Origin of the sequence: Planococcus beigongshangi (assembly GCF_016820495.1) — a bacterium.
Lineage (GTDB): Bacteria > Bacillota > Bacilli > Bacillales_A > Planococcaceae > Planococcus > Planococcus beigongshangi.
Genome location: NZ_JADHDU010000001.1, coordinates 682,086 through 700,640 on the forward strand (window position 1 = coordinate 682,086; position 18,555 = coordinate 700,640).

At 49.3% G+C, this 18,555-nt stretch carries 17 protein-coding genes; 16 read left to right on the forward strand and 1 reads right to left on the reverse strand.

All coding sequences use genetic code 11. From position 1 onward, the window contains the following. Window positions 1-13 precede the first annotated feature (13 nt). From lspA to pyrE, 12 genes are all read left to right on the forward strand, one after another. Entirely contained in the window at window positions 14-490 is a 477-nt protein-coding gene (gene lspA, locus IQ294_RS03190) for a signal peptidase II (RefSeq protein WP_203332555.1), read from the forward strand. Then, entirely contained in the window at window positions 490-1,422 is a 933-nt protein-coding gene (locus IQ294_RS03195; protein ID WP_432419942.1) for an RluA family pseudouridine synthase, read from the forward strand. Before lspA ends, IQ294_RS03195 begins: the two co-directional genes overlap by 1 nt. A 188-nt stretch (window positions 1,423-1,610) precedes the next feature. Further along, entirely contained in the window at window positions 1,611-2,150 is a 540-nt protein-coding gene (gene pyrR / locus IQ294_RS03200) for a bifunctional pyr operon transcriptional regulator/uracil phosphoribosyltransferase PyrR (RefSeq protein ID WP_203332751.1), read from the forward strand. Window positions 2,151-2,167: 17 nt separating this feature from the next. Continuing rightward, a complete protein-coding gene (locus IQ294_RS03205) occupies window positions 2,168-3,457 on the forward strand; it encodes a solute carrier family 23 protein (RefSeq protein ID WP_203332556.1) in 1,290 nt (429 codons plus the stop codon). Window positions 3,458-3,583: 126 nt separating this feature from the next. After that, window positions 3,584-4,453 (forward strand): aspartate carbamoyltransferase catalytic subunit, encoded by an 870-nt coding sequence (locus IQ294_RS03210; RefSeq protein ID WP_203332752.1) that lies wholly within the window; start codon window positions 3,584-3,586, stop codon window positions 4,451-4,453. Window positions 4,454-4,456: 3 nt separating this feature from the next. After that, window positions 4,457-5,737 carry a dihydroorotase gene (gene pyrC, locus IQ294_RS03215; protein WP_203332557.1) on the forward strand — a complete coding sequence of 427 codons (1,281 nt, stop codon included), beginning with the start codon at window positions 4,457-4,459 and terminating at the stop codon, window positions 5,735-5,737. Next, a complete protein-coding gene (locus IQ294_RS03220) occupies window positions 5,734-6,828 on the forward strand; it encodes a carbamoyl phosphate synthase small subunit (protein ID WP_203332558.1) in 1,095 nt (364 codons plus the stop codon). The genes pyrC and IQ294_RS03220 overlap by 4 nt, the downstream gene beginning before the upstream one ends. After that, window positions 6,821-10,009, forward strand: a complete 3,189-nt coding sequence (gene carB / locus IQ294_RS03225) for a carbamoyl-phosphate synthase large subunit (RefSeq protein WP_203332559.1) — start codon at window positions 6,821-6,823, stop codon at window positions 10,007-10,009. The genes IQ294_RS03220 and carB overlap by 8 nt, the downstream gene beginning before the upstream one ends. Next, window positions 10,006-10,773 carry a dihydroorotate dehydrogenase electron transfer subunit gene (locus tag IQ294_RS03230; protein WP_203332560.1) on the forward strand — a complete coding sequence of 256 codons (768 nt, stop codon included), beginning with the start codon at window positions 10,006-10,008 and terminating at the stop codon, window positions 10,771-10,773. The genes carB and IQ294_RS03230 overlap by 4 nt, the downstream gene beginning before the upstream one ends. After that, window positions 10,770-11,684, forward strand: a complete 915-nt coding sequence (locus IQ294_RS03235) for a dihydroorotate dehydrogenase (RefSeq protein WP_203332561.1) — start codon at window positions 10,770-10,772, stop codon at window positions 11,682-11,684. Before IQ294_RS03230 ends, IQ294_RS03235 begins: the two co-directional genes overlap by 4 nt. Further along, the gene (pyrF, locus tag IQ294_RS03240; RefSeq protein WP_203332562.1) at window positions 11,681-12,373 is read left to right on the forward strand and encodes an orotidine-5'-phosphate decarboxylase; all 693 of its coding nucleotides are present in this window, start codon (window positions 11,681-11,683) and stop codon (window positions 12,371-12,373) included. The genes IQ294_RS03235 and pyrF overlap by 4 nt, the downstream gene beginning before the upstream one ends. After that, a complete protein-coding gene (gene pyrE, locus IQ294_RS03245; protein ID WP_203332753.1) occupies window positions 12,373-13,002 on the forward strand; it encodes an orotate phosphoribosyltransferase in 630 nt (209 codons plus the stop codon). The genes pyrF and pyrE overlap by 1 nt, the downstream gene beginning before the upstream one ends. 103 nt (window positions 13,003-13,105) lie before the next feature. On the opposite strand, the gene IQ294_RS03250 is transcribed toward pyrE, so the two are convergent. Further along, entirely contained in the window at window positions 13,106-13,717 is a 612-nt protein-coding gene (locus IQ294_RS03250) for a GntR family transcriptional regulator (protein WP_203332563.1), read from the reverse strand. Between the two features lie 191 nt (window positions 13,718-13,908). Here IQ294_RS03250 and garR point away from each other — a divergent pair, with 191 nt between their 5' ends. The 4 genes from garR to IQ294_RS03270 all read left to right on the forward strand — a co-directional run bounded on the left by garR (window position 13,909) and on the right by IQ294_RS03270 (window position 18,531). Continuing rightward, a complete protein-coding gene (gene garR, locus IQ294_RS03255; protein WP_238942599.1) occupies window positions 13,909-14,799 on the forward strand; it encodes a 2-hydroxy-3-oxopropionate reductase in 891 nt (296 codons plus the stop codon). A 75-nt stretch (window positions 14,800-14,874) separates the two neighbouring features. Beyond that, a complete protein-coding gene (locus tag IQ294_RS03260) occupies window positions 14,875-16,245 on the forward strand; it encodes a four-carbon acid sugar kinase family protein (protein WP_203332754.1) in 1,371 nt (456 codons plus the stop codon). Window positions 16,246-16,306: 61 nt separating this feature from the next. Then, entirely contained in the window at window positions 16,307-17,146 is an 840-nt protein-coding gene (locus IQ294_RS03265; RefSeq protein WP_203332565.1) for a class II fructose-bisphosphate aldolase, read from the forward strand. Window positions 17,147-17,187: 41 nt separating this feature from the next. Beyond that, complete coding sequence (locus IQ294_RS03270) at window positions 17,188-18,531, forward strand: GntP family permease (RefSeq protein ID WP_203332566.1); 1,344 nt, start codon at window positions 17,188-17,190, stop codon at window positions 18,529-18,531. Window positions 18,532-18,555: the final 24 nt, after the last annotated feature.

Below are 18,555 nucleotides of genomic sequence, written 5' to 3' on the forward strand. Positions count from 1 at the left end.
ACGGGGGAAACGTATGTTTATTTATTATGCAATTGCAGCAGCAATCATCGCTGCGGATCAATTTACAAAATGGCTTGTCCTGCAGAATATGGAGCTCGGGGAACGGATTCCGGTCGTTGAACCTTATTTTGCATGGCTGTCACACCGCAACCGGGGTGCCGCATGGGGGATGCTGGAAGGGCAGATGTGGCTGTTCGCCATCATTACGGTAGCTGTCATAATCGGCATCCTGTATTATTTCCATAAATATTCCAAAGGGCAGCCGCTGCTGCAGCTGAGCCTGATGATCATTCTTGGCGGAGCGGTCGGCAACTTCATCGATAGAATGCTTCGCGGCGAAGTCGTCGATTTTGTCGATGTGCTGATTCCAGGCATTAATTACCATTTTCCGATATTCAATATTGCTGATGCTGCACTGACAATCGGGGTTATCCTGATGATCATATTCGTGATCTATGACGAAAAACAACAAAAGAAAAAGGTGTCTTAATGGAAGAATTAACTACTCAAATCGAAGATTTAACAATTGAAATCACGGAAGAAATGGCCGGTGAGCGAATCGATAAGGCAGTTTCGTCATTAGACCCGGACTGGTCACGTTCGCAGATCGCCAATTGGGTAAAAGAAGGTGCGGTCAGTGTAAATGGCGAAACGGTCAAGCCGAATTATAAAGTGCGCCTTGCTGATGTGATTATCGTAACACCGCCCGTACTTGAAGAACTTGATGTCGTACCGGAAGATCTCGATCTGGAAATCGTCTATGAAGATACAGATGTATTGGTCGTCAATAAACCTAAAGGAATGGTAGTCCATCCGGCACCGGGCCATGCAAAAGGCACACTGGTGAACGGTTTGATGCATCATTGTACGGATCTGTCAGGGATCAACGGAGTCGTCCGTCCGGGTATCGTCCACCGTATCGATAAAGATACGTCCGGCCTGTTGATGGTAGCGAAAAACGATGCATCACACACATCTCTCGTAAACCAATTGGTTAAGAAAAGCGTGACACGCAAATATATCGCGCTGGTGCATGGGCACATCCCGCATGATAAAGGGACGATCGAAGCTCCGATTGCCCGCGATCCTCGTGAACGCCAAAATATGGCAGTTGTCGATAAAGGCAAGCATGCCGTCACCCATTTCCGGGTATTGGAACGTTTCGGCGATTTCACGTTGGTGGAATGCCGTCTGGAAACAGGACGCACGCACCAGATCCGCGTCCATATGAAATATATCGGTTTCCCGCTTGTCGGCGATCCGAAATATGGGCCAAAGAAAACAATGGATATCGGCGGCCAGGCGCTGCATGCTGAAGTGATAGGATTTGATCATCCGAAAACAGGCGAATACATGGAGTATTCAGCTGAAATGCCCGAGTATTTCGCAGAACTTCTGGAATCTCTTCGCCAGAAGGATTGACAAACCCGCAAGTCGTTCATTATACTTGAAAAAACCAATCGAATAATAACACCTTTAAAAACAGTCCAGAGAGGCTGAGAAGGTATTTACGCAAGCCGGGAGTCTGTCTTCCGTGCTGGATTTTTCTGCGCATCTATCCTCCTGCCCTCTGGCAGGAGGTTTTTTATTTGTCTGAAGGAGTGAAAAAAATGGTGGAAAAAGCGGATATTCTGGATGAGCAGGCAATGGCAAGGGCCATTACACGCATCGCCCATGAAATTATTGAAAAAAATAAGGGCATCGATGATATCATCCTCGTCGGCATCAAGACGAGAGGGGCCTTCATAGCGAAACGGCTGGCTGAGAAAATCGAAAAAATCGAAGGCAAGGCGATTAAGACAGGAGAACTCGATATTACGCTCTACCGGGATGATCTGAGTGTCAAACACAATAATAATGAACCCCTGGTCCAGCAAGTGGATATCGAACACTCGATTGAAGGCCGCAAAGTGGTGCTCATCGATGACGTCCTTTATACAGGGCGCACAGTGAGAGCCGCAATGGACGCCGTGATGGACCTCGGCCGTCCTGCCCAGATCCAGCTCGCGGTCCTGATCGACCGGGGACACCGCGAATTGCCGATCCGCTCGGATTATGTCGGAAAGAACATCCCGACATCAAGCAATGAGCGCATCGTCGTACAGATGAAAGAAAGTGACGGCAAAGACCGCGTCGCCATCCACGAATAGGACAGGAGAGAAGAATATTGAGTGACGCTATATTGGATATTCAGGATAAACCGAAAGCCGGCCAGTGGATCTCACTGAGCCTGCAGCACATGTTCGCGATGTTCGGTGCGACGATCCTTGTGCCGCAATTGGTCGGATTGAGTCCGGCAATCGCTTTGCTGACGAGCGGTATCGCAACAATCGTATTTTTATTGATCACCCAATTCAAAGTACCTGCGTATTTAGGGTCATCTTTTGCATTTATCACCCCTATCATCATCGCCACTGAATCGGGTGGCATCGGCTCAGCCATGATCGGTGCGATGTTCGTTTCCGCGGTGTATGCCATCGTGTCACTCATTATTTGGCAAACGGGCTATAAATGGCTGATGAAAATTCTGCCGCCGATTGTGGTCGGCCCGGTCATCATCGTCATCGGTCTGGCACTGTCTGGGATAGCGGTCAGCAACGCCATGACGATCCCGACAGCTGATGGTGGTTCAGAATACAGTCTTCTCCACTTTTCGGCAGCTCTTGTTACTTTGCTGACGGCAATCATCTGCACAATTTACTTTAAAAACATCATTTCATTGATGCCGATTCTTATCGGTTTACTGGTCGGCTATGCGTACTCAGCAGCGATCGGCATCGTCGATTTTACAGCAATCGGTGAAGCCCAGTGGTTTGCAGTTCCTGACTTCCTTATTCCAGGAGTCGATTATTCATTCACCGTAACAGGAACGCTGATCATGGCCATGGTGCCGATCGCCATCGTCACGATTTCTGAACATATCGGGCACCAGCTCGTGCTCGGCAAAATCGTAAACCGTAATTACATAAAAGATCCGGGACTCCACCGCTCGATTCTTGGTGACGGACTGGGAACTTTCCTGTCGTCCCTGATTGGTGGTCCACCCAAAACGACATACGGGGAAAACATCGGCGTCCTGGCGATTACCCGCGTATACAGTGTCTATGTCATCTTAGGTGCAGCAGTATTCGCCATCTTCTTTTCGTTCGCCGGTAAATTGATGGCGGCGATCGACACGATTCCAACGGCGGTGCTCGGCGGAATTTCAATTCTGCTGTTCGGCATCATCGCGTCATCCGGCCTGCGCATGCTGGTCGACAATAACATCGACTTCGGCGATAAGCGGAACCTGGTCATTTCATCAGTCATCCTGGTCATCGGAATCGGAGGGGCTAAACTGGAATTCACGCCAACCTTCGTCATTGAAGGAATGGCTCTTGCAGCAATCATCGGCGTTATTCTGAACCTGGTGCTGCCAGGAAGAAATAAAGAAGAAATTGATGACGGAACTTTATAATCACCTTTTAATGAATGTCCAGAGAGGCATGGAAAGGGATGAACAACAAGGGATCCGTATACCCTTTTGTTTCTTCGCACCTTCCTGCCCTCAGGAAGGTGTTTTTTTATGGAAGGGGACAGTGAAATGCCGAATCTGTTGACAATGAACAACCTGACGAATGAAACGATCATGCAGCTCCTGCAGCGGGCAGCGGAGTTTGAACAAGGAGATTTGTTGAAACTTGGCGGAACGGTTGCGAATTTGTTTTTCGAGCCGAGCACCCGGACTAAAATGAGCTTTGAAATGGCCGAGCATAAACTGGGCATTGCCTCCTTGCCGTTTGAAACCGGATTTTCGAGCGTGCTGAAAGGCGAGACACTATACGATACGGTGAAGACGCTGGAAGCGATCGGGGTTGACGCAGTTGTCATCCGCCACAGTGAAGAAGAATATTATCGGCAGCTGGAAGGCGTCGGGATTCCGGTGATCAACGGCGGCGACGGCTCCGGACAGCATCCTACGCAATCCTTACTCGATCTGTACACGATCTGGCAGGAGTTCGGCCGTTTTGAAGATGTGCATGTGACGATTGCCGGCGACATTGCGCACAGCCGGGTGGCGAAATCGAATGCCGCAGCGCTTACCCAATTAGGGGCGAAGGTATCGTTCGTCTGTCCGCCGGAATGGAGCGGCGGATTCGAAACGTCGAATCGGATGGATGATTATATAGAAGAAACTGATGTGATGATGCTGCTTCGGGTACAGCACGAACGCCATGCTGGCGGAGAGCTGCTGACGAAAGAGCAATACCATGAGCGATACGGGCTGACAATAGAACGTGAAGGGAAGATGAAAAGTTCGGCGATCATCATGCACCCGGCTCCGATCAACAGGGGCGTCGAAATTGCTGACAGCCTCGTCGAAAGTGAACGTTCCAGGATTTTCAAACAAATGGCAAACGGAGTTTTTGTCCGGATGGCAGTTCTTGAATACACGATGAAAGGGAGAGATTGAGAAATGAACTTATTCATTAAAAATGTAAACATGCTGCAGAACGGAGAATTGGCTCCGGTAAATATACGGATTGCAGAAGGAAAGATTGAAGAAATAGGTAAAGAGCTTGCACCACAGGGAGAAAAAGAAATTGACGGCAAGGGCCGCATGGTCGCACCAGGGTTTGTCGACGTTCACGTGCATTTGCGCGAACCGGGCGGCGAACAGAAAGAGACGATCGAAAGCGGGACGAAATCTGCGGCACGCGGCGGCTACACGACCATCTGTGCAATGCCGAATACACGGCCGGTGCCGGACACGAAAGAAAATCTGCAAAAGGTCAATGCGCTGATTGAAAAGAATGCGCTCATCCGGGTTTTGCCGTATGCCTCCATCACCATCAGGGAAGCAGGAAAAGAACGGACGAATTTGACGGAGCTGAAAGAAAACGGCGCGTTTGCGTTCACAGATGACGGCGTCGGAATTCAGGAAGCCGGCATGATGTTCGAAGCGATGAAAGATGCGGCAGCAATCGATATGCCGATTGTCGCACACTGTGAAGACAACAGCCTGATCTACGACGGCGTGATGCATGACGGCAAACGCAGCCGGGAGCTCGGCTTGAAAGGCATTCCTTCCATTGCGGAATCGGTGCACATCGCACGGGATATATTATTGGCTGAAGAGGCCGGTGCACATTACCATGTCTGCCACGTATCGACGAAAGAATCAGTGCGCGTCATCCGTGATGCGAAACGAGCAGGTGTGAAAGTGACGGCGGAAGTGACGCCGCATCATCTGCTCCTGACTGAAGATGATATTCCGGGAGACGATGCCAATTACAAGATGAATCCACCGCTTCGGGCAAAAGAGGATTACGATGCACTTCATGAAGGGCTGCTTGACGGAACGCTCGATTTTATTGCCACGGACCATGCACCGCATACGGCAGAAGAAAAAGCGAACGGCATGGACAAAGCGCCGTTTGGCATCGTCGGATTTGAAACGGCTTTTCCGCTGCTCCACACAAAATTTGTCGAGACCGGAGTATGGACGCTCGCGCAATTGATCGACTGGATGACACGGAAGCCGGCGGAAGTATTCGGTCTGCCGTACGGTACGCTTGAAAAGGGAGCGGCAGCGGATCTGGTGCTGCTCGATCTCCAAAAAGAACAGGCAATCGATGTGGAGAAATTCCATTCTAAAGGCAAGAACACACCATTCGGCGGCTGGAATTGCAAAGGCTGGCCGGCAATGACAATATTCGGCGGCGAAATCGTCTGGCAGGAGGAGGCTCATCAATGAAACGTTATCTCATATTGGAAGATGGCACGGTTTTTGAAGGGACAGCATTCGGAAGTGACGACGCATCGGTCGGGGAAATCGTCTTTAACACAAGCATGACGGGCTATCAGGAAATTTTGTCGGATCCGTCTTACTGCGGGCAGATCGTCACAATGACATATCCGCTGATCGGCAATTACGGCATCAACAGCGATGATTTCGAATCGATCGAACCGGCAGTGAAAGGAATGGTCGTCCGTGAACTGGCGGAGCATCCATCCAATTTCAGAAGCAAGTCGACACTTTGTGAATTACTGAAAATGAAAGGCATTCCGGGGATTTCCGAAATCGATACGCGCAAACTGACACGGCTGATCCGCTCAAAAGGCGCGATCAAAGGAATTCTGACTGCGGCCGGTGAAGAAGTGGTGATTGATGATGTCGTGGAGCAGCTAAAAGGAACACCATTGCAGACGGATCAAGTGGCGCAAGTTTCAACGGCGCGTCCATATCCGAGCCCGGGCCGCGGTAAACGCGTCGTGCTAATCGACTACGGCATGAAGCACGGCATTCTGCGTGAACTGAATAACCGCGACTGCGATATCATCGTTGTTCCCTATAACACGAGTGCGAAAGAAATTCTCGCCTGGGGACCGGACGGCGTCATGCTGTCAAACGGTCCTGGAGATCCGAAAGACGTCGAAGAATGTGTCGCGGTCGTTGGAGAATTGATCGGCCAGGTGCCGCTGTTCGGCATCTGCCTTGGCCACCAATTGTTCGCGCGCGCCTGCGGAGCCGATACATTCAAACTGAAATTCGGCCACCGCGGCGGCAACCACCCTGTGCGTAACCTGGCCACAGGAAAAATCGAAATCACTTCACAGAACCACGGCTATGCCGTAGATGAAGATACCTTGCAGGGAACGCGTCTAAAAGTGACGCACCAGGCCTTGAACGACGGCACGAATGAAGGCCTTGAACATTTGGATTATCCCGCTTTCACTGTGCAATACCATCCGGAATCGTCACCGGGACCGGAAGATTCGAATTACCTGTTTGACCGTTTTATTGAGATGATGAGTGCAAATCGAAAGGAGCAGCAATATGCCTAAAAGACAGGACATCCAAAGTATACTCGTGATCGGGTCAGGCCCGATCGTCATCGGACAGGCTGCAGAATTCGACTATGCTGGCACACAGGCGTGCCTTGCTTTGAAAGAGGAAGGCTACCGCGTCATTCTGATCAACTCGAATCCGGCGACCATCATGACGGATACGGAAATCGCCGATAAAGTCTATATCGAACCGATTACGCTGGAATTTGTCAGCCGCATCCTGCGAAAAGAGCGTCCTGACGCTGTTCTTGCAACGCTCGGAGGGCAAACTGGACTGAATATGGCGATTGAACTGGATGAATCCGGAATTCTTGATGAACTGGGAATCGAAATTCTCGGTACGAAACTGGAAGCGATCCATAAAGCGGAAGACCGGGACCTGTTCCGGACGCTCATGAATGAACTCGGGGAACCGGTGCCGGATTCCGATATCATCCATAATCTCGATGAAGCGAAAGCGTTCGTGGAGCGCATCGGCTACCCGGTGATTGTGCGCCCTGCGTTTACGCTCGGCGGAACAGGCGGCGGCATCTGCCATAACGACGAGCAATTGCAGGAAATTGTCACAAGCGGATTGAAATACAGCCCGGTGACCCAATGTTTATTGGAAAAATCGATTGCAGGATTCAAGGAAATCGAATACGAAGTGATGCGGGACGCCAACGATACGGCGATCGTCGTGTGTAATATGGAAAACATTGATCCGGTGGGCATCCATACGGGAGATTCGATTGTTGTGGCACCGAGCCAAACCTTGTCTGACCGTGAATACCAGATGCTGCGGAATGTGTCGCTGAAAATCATCCGTGCCCTGAAAATCGAAGGTGGCTGCAACGTGCAGCTGGCGCTCGATCCCCATACATTCAATTATTTCATCATTGAAGTGAATCCCCGTGTCAGCCGTTCATCGGCGCTCGCTTCAAAAGCGACGGGTTATCCGATTGCCAAACTGGCGGCGAAAATTGCCGTCGGGCTGACTTTGGATGAAATGATGAATCCGGTGACGGGACGCACTTATGCCGCTTTTGAACCGGCACTTGATTATGTCGTAACGAAAATTCCACGCTGGCCGTTCGATAAATTCGAAGCAGCAAAACGCAATCTTGGGACACAGATGAAAGCGACGGGGGAAGTCATGGCCATGGGCCGAACTTTTGAAGAATCGATCCTGAAAGCGGTCCGTTCACTGGAAACCGGCCAATTCCATCTGGAGTTGAAGAATGCGGATGCCATGAGTGACGAATGGATTGAAAAACGGATCCGCCGGGCAGGCGATGAGCGTTTGTTCTTCATCGGTGAAGCGCTGCGCCGGGGTGTTACGATTGAAAAAATCCATGACTGGAGCCAGATTGACTTGTTCTTCCTGAAGAAATTTGAGAACATTGTCAGCTACGAACCGGTGCTTGCCGAAAATCCATCCGATTTTGATACGGCAAAACGGGCAAAACGCCTGGGCTTTGCAGACTGCACCATCGCCAAACTGTGGAATACAACCGAACAACAGGTATACAACTGGCGCAGAGAACAGAACTTGATGCCGGTCTATAAAATGGTCGATACATGTGCAGCGGAATTCGAATCGGAAACGCCTTATTTCTACGGCACTTACGAAGACGAAAACGAATCAGTCCGCACGGATAAGGAGAGCGTCATCGTTCTTGGTTCGGGGCCGATCCGCATCGGCCAGGGCGTGGAATTCGATTATGCGACAGTCCATTCGGTCTGGGCGATCAAAGAAGCGGGTTATGAGGCGATCATCATCAACAACAACCCGGAAACGGTCAGCACGGATTTCTCGATATCCGACAAACTGTATTTCGAGCCGCTGACGATTGAAGACGTTATGCATGTGGTCGACCTGGAACAGCCAAAAGGCGTAGTCGTACAGTTCGGCGGACAGACAGCCATCAACCTGGCAGAAAAGCTTGAGCAAAACGGTGTGAAAATTCTTGGGACGACGCTTGAAGATACAGACCGAGCTGAGAACCGCAATAAATTCGAAGCGACGTTACGTGACATAAACATCCCGCAGCCGCTCGGCAAAACGGCGGTATCAAAAGAAGAAGCGGTAGTGATCGCAAATAACATCGGTTATCCAGTTCTGGTGCGGCCTTCTTATGTATTAGGCGGTCGGGCGATGGAAATCGTCTACAACGAAGAAGATCTGAACTATTATATGGAACACGCCGTGGAAGCGAGCCCTGAACATCCGGTGCTGGTCGACCGCTACCTGACAGGGATTGAAGTGGAAGTGGACGCGATTTCAGACGGTGAAAACGTTTTGATTCCAGGAATTATGGAACATATCGAACGCGCCGGCGTGCATTCGGGTGACTCGATTGCGGTTTATCCGACACAGAACATTTCACAGGAATTGATCGATACGCTGGTGGACTACACGACACGTCTGGCGAAAGGCTTTAATATCGTTGGTTTGCTGAATATCCAGTATGTCATTTCAAATGGTGACATTTTTGTCATCGAAGTGAATCCGCGTTCCAGCCGGACGGTGCCGTTCATGAGCAAGATCATGTCGATTCCGATGGCCAATATCGCAACCAAAGCGATTCTCGGGCACAGCATCATCGAACAGGGTTACACGCCAGGGCTAGCGCCGCTGGTTAACGGCGTTTATGTGAAAGTTCCCGTGTTTTCATTCGCGAAGCTGCGCCGGGTCGACATTACGCTCGGACCTGAAATGAAATCGACCGGCGAAGTGATGGGCAAAGATACGACATTGGAAAAAGCATTGTACAAAGGGCTGGCAGCTGCCGGCATGGAAGTGAAAGACCACGGCACGGTGCTGTTGACCGTAGCGGATAAAGACAAAGCCGAAGCGGTCGGACTTGCGAGACGCTTCAAGTCGATCGGCTACCAGATCATGGCGACAGGCGGAACAGCCGCTGCATTCGAAGAAGCGGGAATTGCCGTTGCGCCGATCGGTAAAATCGGTTCAGAAGGCAGAACGCTGCTCGATGTGATTCAAAGCGGTGATGCGCAAATCGTCATCAACACGCTGACGAAAGGCAAACAGCCGGAACGCGACGGTTTCAGAATTCGCCGGGAATCGGTGGAAAACGGCATTGCCTGCCTGACTTCGCTTGATACGGCTGAAGCGATGCTGCGCGTCATCGAATCGATGACATTTTCTGCAGAAGAAATGGGGGCTGCACGTTGATCAGACAGGAAAAGATGAAAGTGGTTGCCCAGCATTCCATTGCGCGGAATATTTTTGAGCTGACGGTTGAAGGCAGTTTGGTCGATGAAATGGCTGAACCGGGGCAATTCGTCCACATCCGTGTGGCGGACAGTTTTGAGCCATTGCTGCGCCGTCCGATTTCAATTGCTTCCATTAATAAAGAAAAGAAACAGTTTACGATGATTTACCGGGCTGAAGGACGGGGCACACAAATTTTGGCTGACAAGAGAGCTAGAGATGAAATTGATGTACTCGGTCCGCTTGGCCATGGGTTTTCAGTTGAAGAGGCTGAGAAAAAAGCCTTTTTGATCGGCGGCGGAATCGGAGTGCCTCCTCTTTATGAACTGGCGAAGCAGTTGAAGAGCCGAGGAATCGAAACGGTGCATATACTGGGGTTTGAAAGCAAAGAAGCGATTTTCTACGAAGACAAATTCAAGGCACTGGGCGACACCCATATTGCCACGGTAGATGGCTCACACGGCACCGAAGGTTTTGTCACGCATATTTTGAACGGCTTGCCGACTGACTTCGACACGTATTACAGCTGCGGTCCGACCGCGATGCTGGAAGCGGTGCAATGGGCCTATCCGCAAAAACGGGGTTTCCTGTCCTATGAACAGCGGATGGGCTGCGGCATCGGGGCCTGCTTCGCCTGCGTCTGCCGCACGACGAAATCAGAAACGGATTACATCAAAGTCTGCTCGGACGGACCTGTATTTCCAGCGGGAGTGGTGATTGCATGATCGATTTAACAGTAAATATTCCAGGACTCGAATTAAAAAATCCAATCATGCCGGCATCCGGCTGTTTCGGTTTCGGCAAAGAGTATGCACAGCTGTACGATCTTTCGCAGCTCGGTGCCATCATGATCAAAGCGACGACCGTGGAAACGCGTCTCGGCAATCCGACGCCGCGCGTCGCCGAAACCTCATCCGGCATGCTGAATGCCATCGGGCTGCAAAATCCGGGACTCCAGGGAGTATTCGACAATGAACTGCCGTGGCTCGATCAATTTGATGTGCCGATCATCGCGAATGTGGCAGGTACGACAACGGAAGATTACGTCGAAGTGGCACGGGAAATATCAAAAGCGCCGAATGTCCACGCGCTGGAAATCAATATTTCGTGCCCGAACGTCAAAAAAGGCGGCATCACGTTTGGAACCGATCCGGCTGTTGCACGTGAATTGACGCGGGCGGTGAAAGACGTTTCATCGGTGCCCGTCTACATCAAATTGTCCCCGAACGTAACGGATATTGTGTCGATTGCGAAAGCAGTCGAAGAAGGCGGCGCGGACGGCATCACGATGATCAATACGCTGCTCGGCATGCGGCTTGACCCGAAAACGGGACGTCCTGTCATCGCCAATATCACAGGAGGCTTGTCGGGACCTGCCATCAAACCGGTGGCGCTGCGGATGGTTTATGAAGTCAGCAAACAAACCCGGTTGCCGATCATCGGCATGGGCGGCGTCACGAATGTGGATGACGTCATCGATTTTCTGTCCGCCGGAGCCAGCGCCGTAGCAGTCGGCACAGCCAATTTCGTCAATCCGTTCGTGTGCCCGGAAATCATCGGCAAATTGCCGGAGCGGCTGCATGAGCTCGGATTTGATTCTGTACAGGAACTTATCGGAAGGAGCCACCGTCTATGAGAAATGACAGACCGATCATCGCACTGGATTTTGCATCGAAAGAAGAGACGATGGATTTTCTTTCAAAGTTTGACGAGACATTATTCGTGAAAATAGGAATGGAATTATTTTATCAGGAGGGTCCGGATTTAGTGCGCGCTGTCACAGAACTGGGGCATGATGTATTCCTGGATTTGAAGCTTCATGACATTCCGAATACTGTGGAATCAGCCATGCGGGGAATTGCCAAACTGGACGTAGCCATGGTCAATGTCCACGCAGCGGGCGGGCTCCAAATGATGAAAGCGGCAAAACGCGGTTTGAAAGGCAGTCGGACGCAACTGATCGCCGTGACGCAATTGACTTCGACAAGTGAAGAAGAGATGCGAAACGGCCAATTGATCCCTGTAAGCCTGGAGGAATCCGTTGTCCATTATGCGAGACTGGCGGATGAAGCAGGGCTTGACGGTGTCGTTTGTTCGGTACTTGAAGCAGAAGCAATAAGCGATGCCTGCGGGGAAGAATTCCTGAAAGTGACGCCAGGCATCCGGCCCGAACAGGTTTCAGCTGATGATCAGAAAAGAATTGCGACACCGGCCGAAGCCCGTGTGCAGGGTTCAACACATATCGTTGTGGGGCGCGCCATTACAAAATCGGTGGATCCTACCGAAAGTTATCGTCAAATTTCTGCGGAATGGAGTGGTGAATGATGAAAAGGGCAACGGCAAAACATTTACTGGATATCGGGGCGGTGGAACTGCGCCCGCAGGATCCGTTCACATGGGCATCCGGTATTAAGTCACCGATATACTGCGACAACCGGCTGACGATGTCGTATCCGGCAGTGCGAAAAGAAATCGCAAAAGGGCTGGCAGACACCATCAAAGAATTCTATCCGCAATGCGAAGTTGTAGCAGGCACGGCGACTGCCGGCATTCCACACGCTGCATGGGTGAGTGACCTGTTGGAATTGCCGATGGTCTATGTCCGTTCCAAACCGAAAGAGCACGGCCAGGGCAATATGGTCGAGGGCAAAGTGGAACCGGGCAAAAAAGTCGTCGTCGTAGAAGATCTGATTTCAAAAGGCGGATCTGTCCTTCAGGCGGCACAGGGTCTGCAGCAGGCCGGTTTCGAAGTGCTGGGCATCGTCGCCATCTTTACATATGATCTGCCGCAATCGGTCGAAGCGATCGAAAACGCAGGTTTCACGTCCCATACGCTAACCGATTTCCCGGCACTGGTCGAAGAAGCTGTCAGTTCAGGAGCTATTGAACAGGAAGACCTGCCGATGCTGAAGGAATGGCACGAAAGTTTAAAGGCAGGGACGTTAAAGCGCTGATACTTAAAATGAAATAATGAAAACACCTTCGATCCAGGCCGCTTTGGCTGATGAAATCGAAGGTGTTTTTGGTTATAGATATTATAGAAATTTTCAGCAGATCTCACATGCGGTTCAGACAAAACTCCAGGTCCTTATACAGATGTTCTTTCATCAACTTCTCCGCTTCGTCCGCATCGTTCTGGCGGATGGCCTCGTAAATACCTTGATGTTCTTCGATCAGCATCGGTCTCTTCTGATAGACGACCGTTTTGCGGAATAAATAGATGATGGACTGCATCCGGTCAATAATATCGATCATCACAGGATTGTTAGTGACTCCGACAATAATTTCGTGAAATTCTTTATTTGCTGCCATCACTTCTTCGCTTGTACCCATACTGCCAATCTCCACACAATGGTTTAGCCTTTCGAGCGATTCCTCTGTGATATAGGTTGCGCAGTGGCGGGCAGCAAAGCCTTCCAGCAGGATACGAACTTGAAAAACATGGCGGAGATCCATATCACTGGGGTTAACTACCCGCTTCTCTTTGATGAGACCTTCCTGTTCAAGTTTTCGAATGGAATCCCTAACTGGCGTGCGGCTGATGCCCATTTCCTCTGCCAGCCGTTCTTCGACTAATTTAGTCCCGCGTTCCAGTTCACCGCTCAATATCCGATCGCGTATATATTCATAAGCCTGCACATAAGCAAGTTGCGTTGCTTTATTTGCCAAGTTTATCGACTCCCAAATAAATATTTTCTTATCTACTAGTATAAGTATAACAATAATAATAGAGAAGGAATAATTTAGTATACAAATAATATAAAATTGTATACAAAATTATAAGTAATGTGTACAATGGATGAGAGTTAAGAATGAAAGCGCTATCTATGAGATTTCAACGTTTGAAAGGAGAAAAATTCATGAATAAACATATAGGATTTATTGGATTAGGCATTATGGGGAAACCGATGGCATTGAATTTACTGAAGGCAGGATTCAATCTGACAGTCAATGACCTCAACAAAGAAAGTGTTAATACGTTAGTGGAGGCAGGGGCGAAAGAAGGCACATCTGCTGAAATGGGAACAGAATGTGATGTAGTCATTACAATGCTGCCGGCATCACAGCATGTGAAACAAGTCGTGCTCGGTGAAAATGGGCTTTTAACAACAGCAAAAAAAGGCTTGATCATCATTGATATGAGTTCGATTTCTCCAGTGGTGTCAGTTGAAATCGCCGATGAAGCAGCAACATATGGTGTAGAAATGCTGGATGCACCGGTGAGCGGAGGAGAAGTGAAAGCGATCGATGGAACGCTTGCGATCATGGTGGGCGGAAAGGAAACCGTTTTCGATTCCGTTAAGCCGATTTTGGATGCTGTCGGAGCAGAAGTCACGCTTGTCGGCAAAAATGGCAGCGGTGTCACAGCTAAATTAGCCAATCAGATTATCGTCAATTTAAATATTGCGGCGATGTCAGAAGCGCTCGTCCTTGCCGCTAAAGCCGGAATAGATGTAGAGAAGATGTATCAGGCCATCCGGGGCGGACTTGCTGGAAGTGCAGTCCTGGATGCGAAAGTGCCATTGATCCTCGACCGGAATTTTGTAGCCGGCGGGCGTATCGACATCAATTTGAAAGACATGACGAATGTAATGGAAACGGCCCATGATATTGGTGTACCGCTACCACTTTCCAGCCAGCTTGTTGAGATTTTCCATGCGCTGAAAGTCGATGGCAAAGCGGCAGATGACCATGGCGGCATCGTTCAATATTACGAAAAACTGGCGAACGTTGAAGTAAGGAAGGTGTAAAGGACAGTGGAGAAATATACGCGTTTAAAGGCTGCAGAAACATTGGCGAATCTTCCGGCCATTCCAGATGAAGCGATGCTTGATGATTTATTGGCAAATGCATTAAAGGATTTCAATAAAAAGATCATCGTTTTGGATGATGATCCAACCGGAGTGCAGACTGTCCACGGCGTCTCGGTTTATACCGACTGGACAGCTGAAAGCATCGAAGCCGGTTTTAGCGAAGAGAATTCGATGTTTTTCATTCTGACAAATTCAAGAGGCTTTACCGCTGAAGAAACAAAACGGGCTCATGAGGCAATTGCCACGGCCATCCAAAAAACTGCAGAAGCGCAGGATAAAGAGTATATTATCATCAGCCGCGGAGATTCTACGTTGCGCGGGCATTACCCGCTGGAGACGGAAGTATTGAAAAATACGGTTGAAATAAAATCCGATGAGCTTTTCGATGGTGAAGTCATCATGCCATTTTTCAAGGAAGGCGGACGCTTCACGATCGGGAACGTCCATTATGTACAGGAAGAGAATGAGTTGATCCCAGCCGGTGACACGGAATTCGCAAAAGACCGGACATTCGGCTATACTTCCTCACATCTTGGTGACTGGGCGGAAGAAAAATCAAAGGGTGCTTTTAAGGCTTCCGATGCGGTTTATCTTTCATTGGAAGACATCCGCAATTTGAATATTGAAGGTCTGACGAGTCAGCTTATGGCAGTTGAAGACTTCAATAAAGTGATTGTGAATGCAACAGAATACGCTGACGTAAAAGTTGTCGTCATTGCCCTCATCCGTGCGATGAAAGCCGGAAAGCGCTTCATGTTCCGGAGTGCTGCCGCGCTGACAAAAATCATGGGCGGCATCAGTGACAAAGGACTGCTGTCCAGAGAAGAGCTGATGATGGAGCAGTCGGAAAATGGCGGATTGATCATGATTGGCTCCCACGTAAAAAAAACGACGGAGCAATTTGCAGAGCTTCAAACATGTGATTTCATCGAGTTTATCGAATTTGATGTTCATCTGGTATTGGATCCCGTGAAATTTGAGAACGAAATTCAGCGAGTGATCGAAGCCAGCGAAAATTTCATACGAAATGGCCAAACAGTGGCTGTCTATACGAAACGAGAACGCCTCGACCTCGGAGAAGATAAAAAAGAAGAGGAACTGAAGCTGTCAGTGAAAATTTCCGAAGCTGTAACGAGCATCGTCCAAAAGCTTGATGTGCGTCCGAGTTTCATCATCGCCAAAGGCGGCATCACTTCCAGTGATATCGGCACAAACGGTTTAAGCGTAAAGCGGGCGACTGTGGCCGGTCAGATCAAACCCGGCATTCCGGTTTGGCTGACAGGAAGTGAAAGTAAATTCCCGGGTTTGGCGTACGTCATTTTCCCTGGGAATGTCGGTACGAAAACGACTTTGAAAGAAGTGGCTGAATTGCTTCACGGATAAGTAAGGCGATTTGAACTTATATCATCACTTTCAGAGAAAAGATTGAAAAGGCGGTGTCTGAATGCTAACTAGTACAAAAGAAATCCTTGCTGCGGCACAACTTAGGAAATACGCTGTCGCTGCATTCAATGTCTATAATCTCGAAACCCTTCAGGCAGCGATCCGTGTGGCCGAAAAAGAAAATCATCCTGTCATCATCGCTTTAGGCGAACGATATTTTGATACAGTCGATGTAGAAGGCTTTGCGGCGCTGACAAAAGCATTGGCGGAGAAAGCTTCAATTCCTGTTGCACTTCACCTCGATCATGCGTATCAAAAAGAATCGATAGTCCGGGCGATAGACTGCGGATTCACCTCTGTTATGTATGATGGCTCGAAGTTCAGTCTGGAAGAGAACATACAATATACAAAGGAAATTGTTGAAATCGCGCATAAGGCGGGAGTCAGTGTGGAAGCTGAAATTGGCTCTGTAGCCCGGGGAGATTTCTCTGATGAAGAAGAGGGTGAGGGAACGTTGACTGACCCCAAGTCCGCTAAAAAGTTTGTCGATGAAACAGGGGTCGACTTTTTGGCGGCATCCATCGGCACCGTCCATGGCATGTATAAAGGAGAACCGAATATCGATCTTGGACTGTTGGAAGAGATCCAACACGCTGTTCAAATTCCTTTAGTGCTCCACGGTGGGTCCGGGACGCCGGACAACATCATGACGCAGGCTGTCGCAAAAGGGATTTGCAAAGTGAATGTCAATACGGAAGTATCGCTGGCTGCTGTATCTTATCTGAAACAGGCTATTGAAGAAGGTAGACAGGTCCACTTGTCGGATATGATGTCCGGCATGCAAAAAGCGATGGAGCCGGTCATGACAAAATTCATCCGGTTGCTGAAAAATCAGCAATAACGAATAAAAAATAATGAGTTAATGGATCAGGGGGATATTCTATGGTAACAGGTAATTTATTGATTGTAATTTTCGTCCTTTCACTTGCTGTCTTGTTTTTTGCAATTTTAAAACTGAAAATCGAACCGTTTCTTGCACTGATCACGGTAGCGATCCTTACTGCACTTGCCATCAGGATGCCCCTTAATGAAGTGGCGTCGACGATTACGACCGGTTTCGGTAATACACTGGCCGGCGTCGGGATTTTAATCGGACTGGGTGTTATATTCGGTCAATTTTTAGCGGCATCCGGTGCGGTCGAAAAAATCGCTCAGGCAGTATTGAAGGTTTTCGGGATTCAGAAATCTCCAGCGGGTCTCGCATTGACGGGTACTGCTGTATCCATTCCGGTATTTTTTGATGCGGCGTTTGTTATCTTAAGCGGACTGATCCGCTCGCTTGCCACGAAAACCGGTATTTCAGTCGTCAGTTTTGTCACAGCACTCGGCGTCGGTCTGATCGTATCCCATAATATGATTGCACCGACACCAGGTCCGCTTGTTGTTGCAGAAAATACAGGAGCAGAACTTGGATTATTTATCTTATATGGTATTATCGTCGCCATTCCAGCTACTCTGGTCGGTGGTTATTTGTACGGGATGTTCATCGGAAAACGTGTTAAACACTCTGGTGAAGTCGAAGAAGTGATTGTCGAAAAAGCGGACCTTCCGAAAAAGGAAATTGGTACGGGCTTGAGCTTTCTGATGCTTGCGTTGCCGATTGTGCTGATTCTGGCAAATACAGTTTCTCAGTTATTGGTGCCTGGAACATCGATAGCCAGCTTCTTCGGTTTCGTCGGTGAGAAAAACGTAGCGCTGCTAATCAGTGTGTTTGCAGCAATCATCCTTTTACGCCCTTATATTTCCATTCCGAACAGCCGCCTCTACTCTGAGGCGATCAGTTCTGCCGGCATCATCATCCTGATCACAGGAGCGGGTGGGGCATTCGGAGCAGTCATCAATAATAGCGGCATCGGAGATCATTTGATCACGACTATGCAGAGCTGGAGCATTCCTGTCCTGCTGCTGGCTTTCATATTCTCACAGATTTTACGGGCTTCACTCGGTTCTGCGACAGTGGCGCTTGTCACCACTTCCAGTATCCTCGGACCAATGGTAGCTGAACTTGGTGTTTCGCCAATTCTTCTTGGGCTTGCCATCTGTGCGGGCGGTATCGGCCTTTCGCTGCCGAACGATTCCGGTTTCTGGGTTGTCAACCGTTTCGGCAAACTTACTGTACCTCAAACATTGCTTGCATGGACTGGTGGAGGTTTTATCGCCGGTTTAACGGCCATCATAACCGTGTTTATTCTTAACTTATTTTCAGGAATACTGCCGGGATTATAATTGGCATAAACCATGAAGAGCTGA